Raw genomic sequence first — 13,183 nt, forward strand, 5'->3', positions numbered from 1 at the left:
CTTCTTTTACTTGGGGTAATTGAGGGATAACAACAAAAAAGGTGAGTTTTGCGACTCACCTTTTTTATTTGTTTCTTATTCAGAATCGATATCTTTTAAATCATCCTGAATTGCTTGCGCGTTCGGATTTTCCTGCGGTTTGAGTTCGCCGCCATTAGCGATGAAATCATGACGCTGGAAGTACGCTTCGCGCACCATAATGTAAGGATCGGACGACTGACGCAGCAGACCATCGGAATCCAACAACTGCGCACGAGTTTCTATCCCTTCAAGCGTCCATTTACCCACAGACATCGGCCAGGTCAGCCAGGAAAGAACCGGGTAAAGACCATCCGCCATATCACCACCGTCATCACGCAGCGTGAAGCTACCGTAGAATGGTAACTGAACGTACGGCCCATAACCCACGCCATAATGACCAAGCGTACTACCGAAGCGGTGAGGTTCAGTCCGTTGCAGTTTCGGGTTCGCCATCCCTGCAACATCAATAAAGCCGCCCATCCCCAAAATGGTGTTCAGGAAAAAGCGGGTAAAGTGGACCATCCCCTGATAAGGGTCGCCCTGCAAGAAGTAGTTAACCATCACCGCAGGTTCTTCCAGGTTGCCCGTGAAGTTGCTCAAACCGTTACGCGCCGGTTGCGGAACATAATCACGCCAGGCGACAGCCACCGGTCGAACAACATACGGGTCTAATACATTGAAGTTGAAGTTGTACATGGTGCGGTTGAACCCTTCTAACGGGTCAGAACGCCCCTGCTGATCTGTACCGGAACTCGCACACCCCACCAGAAGCGTAGTTCCCAGAGCAAGCGCCGACAGGCGAAGCTTCATAAATGTCTCCCTGTTTTTTTATGGCTTATGCAGTTTGCCATCCATGACGGAACGATACCGTATCCGCCTGTTTAGGTGTGGGCGATTGTAACAGCACGTCAACTGATGTCCAGACGCCCTGATTTGCTGATTTGATCATAGCCTGGTAATCGCCGCCCTGTAGCCTACTTGATTCTATAGAAACAGGAAAAGGCAAACGCAGCCTTTTCTACATTTTCAGAGTAACTCCCGCCAGTTGCGAGCAAAAAAGCCGCTACGCTTTAGCTATACGTGCTAATTCAAGAGAAGAGACCATGGACAACGACAAAATTGATCAACACAGCGACGAAATTGAAGTTGAGAGCGAAGAAAAAGAGCGCGGCAAAAAAATAGAAATAGATGAAGACCGACTCCCCTCCCGGGCGATGGCAATTCATGAGCATATCCGCCAGGATGGTGAAAAAGAGCTGGAACGCAACGCAATGGCGCTATTGTGGTCAGCCATTGCGGCGGGTCTGTCGATGGGCGCTTCGCTACTGGCAAAAGGGATATTTCATGTCGAACTGGAAGGCGTGCCGGGCAGCTTCTTGCTGGAGAATCTCGGTTATACCTTTGGTTTTATTATCGTCATTATGGCCCGCCAGCAATTATTTACCGAAAACACCGTGACTGCGGTACTACCCGTCATGCAAAAACCGACAATGAGCAACGTCGGCTTACTTATGCGATTATGGGGCGTCGTGCTGCTGGGTAATATTCTCGGGACAGGTATTGCTGCATGGGCATTTGAATATATGCCTATCTTCAATGAAGAAACTCGCGATGCATTTGTCAAAATCGGCATGGATGTGATGAAGAACACCCCCAGCGAGATGTTTGCCAACGCGATCATTTCCGGCTGGCTGATCGCCACTATGGTATGGATGTTTCCTGCAGCGGGTGCGGCAAAGATTGTGGTGATTATATTGATGACCTGGCTTATTGCCCTGGGTGACACCACTCACATCGTTGTCGGTTCTGTTGAAATCCTCTATCTGGTGTTTAACGGTACGCTGCACTGGAGCGATTTCATCTGGCCCTTCGCACTACCTACTTTAGCGGGGAACATCTGCGGCGGCACCTTTATCTTCGCGTTAATGAGTCATGCACAGATCCGTAACGACATGAGCAACAAGCGCAAAGCCGAAGCACGCCAAAAAGCAGAACGTGCGGAAAACATTAAGAAAAATGATAAAAACCCGGCATAAATGGCGAGGGTTTAAGCAATCGAGCGGCAGTGTACTTACCCCGCAGTCCATTAGCGGGTATACTCATGCCGCATTGTCCTCTTAGTTAAATGGATATAACGAGCCCCTCCTAAGGGCTAATTGCAGGTTCGATTCCTGCAGGGGACACCAGATACCCTTCTAACAATATCTACCTTCGCCCCGTAAAAGATGGGTTTGGCAGCACACTTGCCCTATATCTACTCATTTTTACTGCAACAGGTTGAAATCTCAGCACTGTCAGAAAGCGCTGATGACTAAACAGCCCTGGGCCGGGCGATGTAACCATCACACAGAATCCTGATAGCGAAATATGGCGTGACTCGATACTTCACTCTGCAATGCATTCCTTGATGAATTCGCAGGCCCGTGATACACGGGACAGGTCGCTGAATGACGACAATGTCCTGGAAATCAGCGAACCGCGTATCCGGAGTACATTTGAGCGACTGTACCAGAACATGAATGAGGCGTTTGGATTAGGTGATTATTAGTTGGGCTAAGCATTTTAGTATTATTATTTTCCGGTTGAGGGATATGGAGATATCGACAACAACCGGAAAAAGTTTACGTCTATATTGCTGAAGGTACAGGCGTTTCCATCACTATTTGCTCGCGTTTTTTACTCAGGAAGAAAATGCCAAATAGCAACATCAGGCAGACAATACCCGAAATTGCGAAGAAAACTGTCTGGTAGCCTGCGTGGTCAAAGAGTATCCCAGTCGGCGTTGAAAGCAGCACAATCCCAAGCGAACTGGCAATTTGAAAACCAATCAGAAAGATCGTCGACGACAGGCGCTTATCAAAGTTTGCCACGCTGTATTTGAAGACGGATATGACACAAAGTGGAACCTCAATGGCATGTAACAGCTTCACTAATGAAATAATCCAGGGGTTAACGAACAGCGCGCAGGAAAGGATACGCAACGCCATAATCACAACACCGATAAGTAATGCATTTTTTGGCCCTACCCGATTCACAAAGAAAGGAATAATCGCCATGCACAGCGCTTCGAGTACCACCTGGAATGAGTTGAGATAACCATACAGGCGCGTTCCTACATCGTGTGATTCGAATAAACCTGCATAAAAGACAGGAAAGAGTTGTTGATCAAAAATGTTATAGAAAGACCACGTCCCCACAATAAATATGACAAAAACCCAGAAGTTTCGATCCTTGAAAACTGCGATAAAATCCTCTTTTTTTACCCCTCCCGCATCCGCCGCTATGCACTGGTGATCCTTATCTTTAAAACGCATGTTGATCATCATAAATACAGCGCCAAATAGCGAGACCAACCAGAAGTTGATATGGGGACTGATACTAAAAAATATACCGGCAAAGAACGCGCCAATAGCATAGCCAAAAGATCCCCAGGCGCGCGCTGTTCCATATTCGAAATGAAAATTTCGCGCCATTTTTTCGGTGAAGCTGTCAAGCAAACCGCATCCCGCCAGATACCCCAAGCCAAAAAAGAGCGCCCCCAGAATTAGACCTACAGAAAAATTGCTTTGCAGTAACGGTTCATAAACGTAAATCATAAACGGTCCGGTCAAGACCAGAATGAAACTCATACACCAGATGAGCGGTTTCTTCAGACCGAGTTTATCCTGAACGATGCCGTAGAACATCATAAATAGAATGCTGGTAAACTGGTTGACCGAATAAAGTGTACCTAATTCCGTCCCTGTCAACCCTAGATGTCCTTTCAGCCAAATAGCGTATAACGACCACCACAGCGACCAGGAAATAAAAAAGAGAAATGAGTAACTGGATGCAAAACGATAGTACGCATTTCTGAATGGAATATTCAGTGCCATAATTACCTGCCTGTCGTTAAAAAATTCACGTCCTATTTAGAGATAAGAGCGACTTCGCCGTTTACTTCTCACTATTCCAGTTCTTGTCGACATGGCAGCGCTGTCATCGCCCCTTTCGCCGTTACTGCAAGCGCTCCGCAACGTTGAGCGAGATCGATAATTTGTCGCATTTCTCTTTCATCTGTAGATAATCCCGTAGAGGACAGACCTGTGAGTAACCCGGCAACGAACGCATCTCCCGCCCCCGTGCTATCGACACAATTCACAGACATTCCAGCAAAATGGTGAACTTGTCCTCGATAACAGACCACCACCCCTTCTGCACCTTTAGTCACCAACAGCATGGCGATCTCATACTCTTTTGCCAGGGCGCATATATCCCGATCGTTCTGTGTTTTTCCACTGATAAGTCGCCATTCTTCTTCCGAGAGCTTGACGACATCCGCCAGTTGTAGCGCCTGCCGCAAACACAAGCGGAGCAAATGCTCGTCTTGCCATAGATCTTCACGAATATTGGGATCGAAGCTGACAAAACCTCCGGCATGCCGGATCGCCGTCATCGCAGTAAATGCGCTGGTACGCGAAGGCTCAGCAGACAACGCAATTGAACAGAGATGTAACCATTCGCCATGTCGCCAGCAGGGCAAGTCTGTCGTCTCTAAAAAAAGATCGGCACTGGGGCGGACCATAAACGTAAATGAACGTTCCCCTTGATCGTTCAGATCGACAAGCACCGTGGATGTCCGGTGCCATTCATCTTGCTTCAGATACGTGATATCGACTCCCTCAGTTAGCAGCGTTCTTTGCATTAACGCACCAAAAGGATCATCCCCCACCCGACCTATAAACCCACTTATTCCGCCTAATCTGGCGATTCCCACCGCAACGTTAGCTGGCGCACCGCCAGGACAAGGCAGTAGCCGCCCGTCTGATTCTGGCAAGAGATCTACGACCGCGTCCCCTAAAACCCACACTTTGGCTGACATTTTTTTCCCTTAAATTCATCTGACTTACGCATAGTGATAAACCTCTTCTTCGCAAAATCGTCATGGATTTACTAAAACATGCATATTCGATCACAAAACGTCATAGTTAACGTTAACATTTGTGATATTCATCGCATTTATGAAAGTAAGGGACTTTATTTTTATAAAAGTTAACGTTAACAATTCACCAAATTTGCTTAACCAGGATGATAAAAATGACGCAATCTCGATTACATGCGGCGCAAAACGCACTAGCAAAACTTCACGAGCGCCGAGGTAACACTTTCTATCCCCATTTTCACCTCGCGCCTCCTGCCGGGTGGATGAACGATCCAAACGGCCTGATCTGGTTTAACGATCGTTATCACGCGTTTTATCAACATCACCCGATGAGCGAACACTGGGGGCCAATGCACTGGGGACATGCCACCAGCGACGATATGATCCACTGGCAGCATGAGCCTATTGCGCTAGCGCCAGGAGACGAGAATGACAAAGACGGGTGTTTTTCAGGTAGTGCTGTCGATGACAATGGTGTCCTCTCACTTATCTACACCGGGCACGTCTGGCTCGATGGTGCAGGTAATGACGATGCAATTCGCGAAGTACAATGTCTGGCTACCAGTCGGGATGGTATTCATTTCGAGAAACAGGGTGTGATCCTCACTCCACCAGAAGGAATCATGCACTTCCGCGATCCTAAAGTGTGGCGTGAAGCCGACACATGGTGGATGGTAGTCGGGGCGAAAGACCCAGGCAACACGGGGCAGATCCTGCTTTATCGCGGCAGTTCATTACGTGAATGGACTTTCGATCGCGTACTGGCCCACGCTGATGCGGGTGAAAGCTATATGTGGGAATGTCCGGACTTTTTCAGCCTTGGCGATCAGCATTATCTGATGTTTTCCCCGCAGGGAATGAATGCCGAGGGATACAGTTACCGAAATCGCTTTCAAAGTGGCGTAATACCCGGAATGTGGTCGCCAGGACGACTTTTTGCACAATCCGGGCATTTTACTGAACTTGATAACGGGCATGACTTTTATGCACCACAAAGCTTTTTAGCGAAGGATGGTCGGCGTATTGTTATCGGCTGGATGGATATGTGGGAATCGCCAATGCCCTCAAAACGTGAAGGCTGGGCAGGCTGCATGACGCTGGCGCGCGAGCTATCAGAGAGCAATGGCAAACTTCTACAACGCCCGGTACACGAAGCTGAGTCGTTACGCCAGCAGCATCAATCTATCTCTCCCCGCACAATCAGCAATAAATATGTTTTGCAGGAAAACGCGCAAGCAGTTGAGATTCAGTTGCAGTGGGCGCTGAAGAACGGTGATGCCGAACATTACGGATTACAGCTCGGCACTGGAATGCGGCTGTATATTGATAACCAATCTGAGCGACTTGTTTTGTGGCGGTATTACCCACACGAGAATTTAGATGGCTACCGTAGTATTCCCCTCCCGCAGGGTGACATGCTCGCCCTAAGGATATTTATCGATACATCATCCGTGGAAGTATTTATTAACGACGGGGAGGCGGTGATGAGTAGCCGAATATATCCGCAGCCAGAAGAACGGGAACTGTCGCTCTATGCCTCCCACGGAGTGGCTGTGCTGCAACATGGAGCACTCTGGCAACTGGGTTAACATAATATCAGGTGGAACAACGGATCAACAGCGGGCAAGGGATCCGCGTCACTCTTCCTCCTTCACGACCTTCAATAATATGCAATGCAGCTTCCCGCCCGATAATGTCATGTGGAAGCTGAATTGTGGTCAGCGGCGGTAAAAACAGATGCCCGACGCCAACCAGATTATCAAAGCCCATTACGGCGACATCCTGCGGGATACGTACCCCCTTCGCCAGGAGAACCTGATAAGCGACAAAGGCTGCGCGATCGTTACCACATATCAGAACATCAAAATCTGGTTTGCCAGATTTGAAGTGGTCATTGAGTAAACTTGCGAGATCGGTGTAGTGATCATCACCTGTTGCCATGTGAAATTGTTTCACCTCAGCCAGATCTCGTCCAGCATCACGCCAGGCCTGCTCAAATCCCTGCCGACGATACCCTGTTGCCAACGCACTTTCCGGTAGCCAGAAGCATAACGGTTGACGATAGCCCGCCGCGAGCAAATGCTGTGTTGATTCATATTGTGCAGTGTAATCATCAGGGATATAACTGGGTAACGCTGGGTCATCCGCCACACAGTTCGCCAATACAATATTTTCACCATACAGAGACTCAGGCAGCGTGATATGTCGCAGCCCCATTGTAGTATAGATAATGCCATCCGGACGGTGGGCAAGCAGCTGACGTGCCGCGCGGGCAGCGTCATCTTCAGAAAAAATATTGATTAAAAAACTATTCCAGCCGAACTCGCTGGCGGTTTGCTCAATGGCAAGCAGAATATCAACAGAGAAAGGAGTGGTAGCAGTGTCCTGCGCCAGCACGGCGAGAGTCGACGGCTTACGTCCTTGAGCGCGCATCTTACGGGCGGAAAGATCAGGAACATAATTCAGGGTCTGGATTGCCTGCAATACGCGGTCACGCGTTGCAGGACGCACAGATTCTGCATTATGCATCACCCGGGAGACTGTCATCATCGACACTCCCGCCAGGCGTGCGACATCCTTTAATGAAGCCATACCCAAGCCGTTTGCCGTAAAACGGGCACTGTAGCAGAAACAGACGTCACTGGCGAGATCCAACGATATTCTCAACGCCCTATCACCCGACACGGCAATACAATAAAAAATAACAATAATTCCCGGACAATTGTGCCCAATTCCGCCTCTGTTCTCGCCAACGAGTAACCATATAGGCAAGTAGGTAAAACATGCCAACTGGCATCGCCAACCTGGAGAAGAAAATATAAATATGGATCATTGTGCTGCCGCTGTATCCCGACATCAGCCCGGAAATTATTGCGATTGCTATCGGTTCAGGTGCGATTGGCTGCACGATCGTTACGGACTCGCTTTTCTGGCTGGTGAAGCAATATTGCGGCGCTACGCTCAATGAAACATTTAAATACTATACGACAGCGACATTTATCGCTTCAGTCGTCGCTCTGGCGGGCACATTCCTGCTGTCATTTATCATCTAAGCGCAAAGAGACGTACTATGGAAAACGCTAAAATGAACTCGCTCATCGCCCAGTATCCGTTGGTAAAGGATCTGGTTGCTCTTAAAGAAACCACCTGGTTTAATCCTGGCACGACCTCATTGGCTGAAGGTTTACCTTATGTTGGCCTGACCGAACAGGATGTTCAGGACGCCCATGCGCGCTTATCCCGTTTTGCACCCTATCTGGCAAAAGCATTTCCTGAAACTGCTGCCACTGGGGGAATTATTGAATCAGAACTGGTTGCCATTCCGGCTATGCAAAAACGGCTGGAAAAGGAATATCAACAACCGATCAGCAGGCAACTGTTACTGAAAAAAGATAGCCATTTGCCCATTTCCGGCTCCATAAAAGCACGCGGCGGGATTTATGAAGTCCTGGCACATGCAGAAAAACTGGCTCTGGAAGCGGGGTTGCTGACGCCTGAAGATGACTACAGCAAACTGCTGTCTCCGGAGTTTAAACAGTTCTTTAGCCAATACAGCATTGCTGTGGGCTCAACCGGAAATCTGGGGTTATCAATCGGCATTATGAGCGCCCGCATTGGCTTTAAGGTGACAGTACATATGTCTGCTGATGCCCGAGCATGGAAAAAAGCGAAACTGCGCAGCCATGGCGTTACGGTCGTGGAATATGAGCAAGATTATGGTGTTGCAGTCGAGGAAGGACGTAAAGCAGCGCAGTCTGACCCGAACTGTTTCTTTATTGATGACGAGAATTCCCGCACGTTGTTCCTTGGGTATTCCGTCGCAGGCCAGCGTCTTAAAGCGCAATTTGCCGAGCAAGGTCGTATTGTCGATGCTGATAACCCTCTGTTTGTCTATCTGCCGTGTGGTGTTGGCGGTGGTCCTGGTGGCGTCGCATTCGGGCTTAAACTGGCATTTGGCGATCATGTTCACTGCTTTTTTGCCGAACCAACGCACTCCCCTTGTATGCTGTTAGGCGTCCATACAGGATTACACGATCAGATTTCTGTTCAGGATATTGGTATCGACAACCTTACCGCAGCGGATGGCCTTGCAGTTGGTCGCGCATCAGGCTTTGTCGGGTGGGCAATGGAGCGTCTACTGGATGGCTTCTATACCCTTAGCGATCAAACCATGTATGACATGCTTGGCTGGCTGGCGCAGGAAGAAGGTATTCGTCTTGAACCTTCGGCACTGGCGGGTATGGCCGGGCCTCAGCGCGTGTGCGCATCAGTAAGTTACCAACAGATGCACGGTTTCAGCGCAGAACAACTGCATAATGCCACTCATCTGGTGTGGGCGACGGGAGGTGGAATGGTGCCGGAAGAAGAGATGGAGCAATATCTGGCAAAAGGCCGCTAATTAATTTTCAATGCAGCATCGCCATCCTTTCCCTGGGTGAGCGATGCTGCCGATGGCGCAGGCTTAAGATTCTACCGTCTTACCTGCTATAGCTCTCTCTTTTTACCATCACCCAACACCTTTCGCTGTAAACGGCGGTTTCGCAAACCAAACCAATACCGTAAGTAAGATAAAAGCAATAGCCGCCATACGGAAAATCTCATTTGCAGAAATTGAAAGTGACTGCTGAGTTATTTCATTATTAATTTCATTAAGAACTCCTGAAAGCGAACCATAGTATTTATCCATAATTTGTGACGATGAATTAAACACGGGGTTAAATTGATCGATGGTTGCTGTCAACTGACTATGGTGTAATGATTCTCGGCGTCCCCACAGCGTCATTGTCAACGACGTACCAACTGATCCTGACAAGGTACGAAAAAAATTACTCATACTCGAGGCATTGGCAAATTTATTATCTGGCAAACCTGAAAACGAAATCGTTGTTAAGGGTAAAAAGAAACAGGCAACGGCGAATCCCTGGAAAAACTGTGGCAAAATGATGCCTGTAAAATCAATCGTTGGCATAAATGTCACAGAACGCCAGTAATAGCAAACCGCATACATCAAAAAACTAAATGTCACTAACAACCGCATGTCTATTTTGTTGCCATAACGTCCTATCAAAGGTGAAATTAATAGCGGCATGATGCCGATGGGCGCATAAGCAAGTCCGGCCCATATCGCATTATACCCCATCGTTTCCTGGAGTAACTGCGGCATAAGGACTATCGCCCCAGAGTAAAATAAATATGCGCATGTGATACTCACAATACCAATGGTGAAATTACGGGACTTAAACAAACTGAGATCAAGAATCGGATTCTCTGAGGTCGACTCCCAAATAACTAAAGAAATCAGAGAAATAACTGACACTACTGTTAGTATTATTATTGTACTCGAGTTGAACCAATCCAGATCGCGCCCTTTATCAAGCATTATCTGCAAGCCACCAACACCGAGCACTAACAGGGTCAGTCCTGGTAGATTCATTTTGACCGGTGAAGTCTCAGTTTCTCTTCCTTTAAGTAAGGTTAAGCATAATGTCAGAACGATAATCCCCATAGGGACATTGATTAAAAATATCCAACCCCAGCTAAAGTTATCGCAAATATAGCCGCCCAATATCGGCCCACATATCGGAGCGATAATTACGGTCATTGACCATAATGCCAAAGCAAATGTTCTTTTTTCTGGCGGATAATTCCTTAATAATAAACTCTGTGACAGTGGAATTAACGGCCCCGCCATTAATCCCTGAACGACTCTAAAAAATATCAGCACATCAAGATTGGTCGATAAACTACACATTAAGGAAGACAGCGAAAAAAAAGTGACTGAAAGTAAAAATAACCTTAATTCGCCTATTCTTTGTGCCAGCCTGCCGGTAACAGGGATCGCAATGGCATTTGCTACACCAAACGAGGTGATAACCCAGGTGCCTTCGTCTGTTGATGCTCCCAGAAAGCCAGATATTGTCGGTATTGCGACGTTAGAAATAGTGGAATCCAACATTTGCATAAACGTCGCTAATGACAATGCAATAGTGACGCACCATAACGTCCCACCGGTTAATGGTGCCGGAGTTGATTTAGTGATTGCCATTAAAGTTGTCCATTATGCGAAATAATGTTGCTAATTTCTTTTTCTATCGGACTGGTATCGATAACTAAAGCCTTACTGGTATAAGCTGGCATGGAGGTCACGGTTGAAGCCAGATCAGGCATCTCAGCAATGTCTTCGTTCTTCGTATCAATAGTTGCAGTCATCGATAAACCAATACGCAAGGGATGTTCCATGAGTTCTTTTGGATCAAGAGAAACCTCAACCGGTACACGCTGAACGATTTTGATCCAATTCCCTGTCGCATTTTGTGCAGGTAATAAGGAGAACGCATTGCCGGTTCCCATATTGATCCCTGTCACCCGACCATGAAACACAACATTTTCACCATAAAGATCGCTGATAATATTGACCGATTGACCAATCCGCACATCCGTGAGTTGTGTTTCTTTAAAGTTGGCATTAACCCACATTTGACGTGCCGGTACGACAGCCATTAACGATTGTCCGGGACTCACTGTTTCGCCGACCTGAACGCTTCTCTGAGCAATATAGCCGGTAACAGGACTCTTAATATCCGTACGTTTAAGCGCTAACCAGGCTTCTTTGGTTGCATCCGCCGCTTCAACGACTTGTGGCTGACGGTTTAATGGTGTGTTCATTACTAAAGCTTTATTCGCTTTATAAGCCTGAATAGCAGCATTCAATGCCGCTTTGCTACTTATTAACGTATCTTTGGTATGCTCCAGCGTTTCTTTTGAAATAACCCCCTGCTTCGCTAAAGGTACACGACGGTTATAATCTTCTAAAGATTGTTGATACTGAATACGAGCTGAAGCGACTTCGGCACTGTATTGTTTATCCTGTAAGTACAGTTTATTCGTTTGCCGAACAATATTGGCCAGATTATTTTTAGCTTTATTGAGTGCGATAGTGGCATCAGTCTTATCCACTGAGACTAAAATGTCACCCTGTCGAACGTAGTTCGTATCTTTATGATTAACGACAGTGACGCTGCCTGAAACTTGTGCAGAAATTGGATCTGCATTCCCCGTGACATAGGCGTCATCTGTACTAATCATGTCTTCTAATTCCATTGACCAATAGGCATAGGCACCTGAAAACGCAATAAATAAAACTACCGCCAATAAAGAAAAGTATTTTCTTCTGTTAGAATGTTTTTTATTTGAATTAATCTGTTCCACTTTTATCTCTCATTTCGCATAGATGAAATTTATGAATTGAATGAAAAGAGTATTCATTCTTCATATCAAACACAGTGCATGTGTTGCACATTATCCCAGGAACGTTGGAGGCCTAATTTAAATGAGGTGCAAAAAAAACAACAGAGGACTAAACCGTGGCTTTTGCAATACAATTCTTACGCCTGTAGGATTAGTGAGAAGACTTATAGTGCTAATGTGAAACTATAAATCATCGGTACAATCCCTGATTTTATTGTTGACATTTCATATATGCCGACTATTTATATGGTATACTTGTCGAATTATCTTAAAGGAAGCTCAAATTTTCTTATTTTTATTGAGAAAATGAGATGATGCCTTATGTCTGTATTACTACAGGGAGAAGGGAGATGCTTCATTGCAAAGGGAATAATCTATGAACGCAATAATTATTGATGACCATCCTCTTGCTATCGCAGCAATTCGTAATTTATTGATCAAAAACGATATTGAAATCTTAGCAGAGTTGACTGAAGGCGGAAGTGCCGTTCAGCGGGTGGAAACACTTAAGCCTGATATCGTCATCATTGATGTCGATATCCCCGGAGTTAACGGTATCCAGGTGTTAGAAACGCTGAGGAAGCGCCAATATAGCGGAATTATTATTATCGTCTCCGCTAAAAATGACCATTTTTACGGGAAACATTGTGCTGATGCTGGCGCTAATGGTTTCGTGAGTAAAAAAGAAGGCATGAACAATATCATTGCGGCTATTGAAGCTGCAAAAAATGGCTACTGCTATTTCCCCTTCTCTCTCAACCGGTTTGTTGGAAGTTTAACGTCCGACCAGCAAAAACTCGACTCCTTATCGAAACAAGAAATTAGTGTCATGCGATATATTCTTGATGGCAAGGATAATAATGACATTGCTGAAAAAATGTTCATCAGCAACAAAACTGTCAGCACGTATAAAAGTCGCCTGATGGAAAAATTAGAATGTAAATCACTGATGGATCTTTACACATTCGCACAACGTAACAAAATCGGCTAACC

General features: G+C 46.5%; 11 protein-coding genes, 1 tRNA gene and 1 pseudogene. 7 read left to right on the plus strand and 6 right to left on the minus strand.

The features are described from left to right. Window positions 1–75: 75 nt before the first annotated feature. Window positions 76–831, minus strand: a complete 756-nt coding sequence (gene mlaA, locus ACJHX3_RS15300) for a phospholipid-binding lipoprotein MlaA (protein ID WP_000776779.1) — start codon at window positions 829–831, stop codon at window positions 76–78. A gap of 293 nt (window positions 832–1,124) precedes the next feature. Between mlaA and ACJHX3_RS15305 the strand changes: the two genes are divergently transcribed. The 3 genes from ACJHX3_RS15305 to ACJHX3_RS15315 all read left to right on the plus strand — a co-directional run bounded on the left by ACJHX3_RS15305 (window position 1,125) and on the right by ACJHX3_RS15315 (window position 2,569). Next, window positions 1,125–2,057, plus strand: a complete 933-nt coding sequence (locus tag ACJHX3_RS15305; protein WP_094321891.1) for a formate/nitrite transporter family protein — start codon at window positions 1,125–1,127, stop codon at window positions 2,055–2,057. 75 nt (window positions 2,058–2,132) lie between these two features. Continuing rightward, window positions 2,133–2,207: transfer RNA gene (locus ACJHX3_RS15310), tRNA-Arg, on the plus strand. Window positions 2,208–2,386: 179 nt separating this feature from the next. Beyond that, entirely contained in the window at window positions 2,387–2,569 is a 183-nt protein-coding gene (locus ACJHX3_RS15315) for a DUF4942 domain-containing protein (protein WP_223362157.1), read from the plus strand. Between the two features lie 79 nt (window positions 2,570–2,648). On the opposite strand, the gene ACJHX3_RS15320 is transcribed toward ACJHX3_RS15315, so the two are convergent. Further along, the gene (locus ACJHX3_RS15320) at window positions 2,649–3,896 is read right to left on the minus strand and encodes an MFS transporter (protein ID WP_001197021.1); all 1,248 of its coding nucleotides are present in this window, start codon (window positions 3,894–3,896) and stop codon (window positions 2,649–2,651) included. A gap of 71 nt (window positions 3,897–3,967) precedes the next feature. Further along, entirely contained in the window at window positions 3,968–4,882 is a 915-nt protein-coding gene (locus tag ACJHX3_RS15325; RefSeq protein ID WP_001274877.1) for an aminoimidazole riboside kinase, read from the minus strand. 215 nt (window positions 4,883–5,097) lie between these two features. Between ACJHX3_RS15325 and cscA the strand changes: the two genes are divergently transcribed. After that, window positions 5,098–6,531 carry a sucrose-6-phosphate hydrolase gene (cscA, locus tag ACJHX3_RS15330; RefSeq protein ID WP_001559548.1) on the plus strand — a complete coding sequence of 478 codons (1,434 nt, stop codon included), beginning with the start codon at window positions 5,098–5,100 and terminating at the stop codon, window positions 6,529–6,531. 7 nt (window positions 6,532–6,538) lie between these two features. Here cscA and ACJHX3_RS15335 read toward each other — a convergent pair whose 3' ends face one another. Further along, a complete protein-coding gene (locus ACJHX3_RS15335; RefSeq protein ID WP_001315771.1) occupies window positions 6,539–7,534 on the minus strand; it encodes a LacI family DNA-binding transcriptional regulator in 996 nt (331 codons plus the stop codon). Between the two features lie 242 nt (window positions 7,535–7,776). Between ACJHX3_RS15335 and ACJHX3_RS15340 the strand changes: the two are divergent. Then, window positions 7,777–7,995 (plus strand): annotated as a pseudogene (locus ACJHX3_RS15340) (D-serine transporter DsdX); the annotation flags it as partial. A 17-nt stretch (window positions 7,996–8,012) separates the two neighbouring features. After that, window positions 8,013–9,341, plus strand: a complete 1,329-nt coding sequence (dsdA, locus tag ACJHX3_RS15345; protein WP_094308094.1) for a D-serine ammonia-lyase — start codon at window positions 8,013–8,015, stop codon at window positions 9,339–9,341. Window positions 9,342–9,449: 108 nt separating this feature from the next. Here the strand turns inward: dsdA and emrY are convergent, their stop codons facing one another. Then, window positions 9,450–10,988, minus strand: coding sequence for a multidrug efflux MFS transporter permease subunit EmrY (emrY, locus tag ACJHX3_RS15350; RefSeq protein ID WP_001018714.1), 1,539 nt, complete (start codon window positions 10,986–10,988; stop codon window positions 9,450–9,452). Beyond that, window positions 10,988–12,151, minus strand: coding sequence for a multidrug efflux MFS transporter periplasmic adaptor subunit EmrK (gene emrK, locus ACJHX3_RS15355; protein WP_094308095.1), 1,164 nt, complete (start codon window positions 12,149–12,151; stop codon window positions 10,988–10,990). The genes emrY and emrK overlap by 1 nt, the downstream gene beginning before the upstream one ends. Before the next feature lie 415 nt (window positions 12,152–12,566). On the opposite strand from emrK, the gene evgA reads away from it, so the two are divergent. Continuing rightward, window positions 12,567–13,181 carry an acid-sensing system DNA-binding response regulator EvgA gene (gene evgA, locus ACJHX3_RS15360; RefSeq protein WP_000991370.1) on the plus strand — a complete coding sequence of 205 codons (615 nt, stop codon included), beginning with the start codon at window positions 12,567–12,569 and terminating at the stop codon, window positions 13,179–13,181. Window positions 13,182–13,183: the final 2 nt, after the last annotated feature.

It is taken from the genome of Escherichia sp. WS1265 (assembly GCF_046487585.1).
GTDB lineage: Bacteria > Pseudomonadota > Gammaproteobacteria > Enterobacterales > Enterobacteriaceae > Escherichia > Escherichia coli.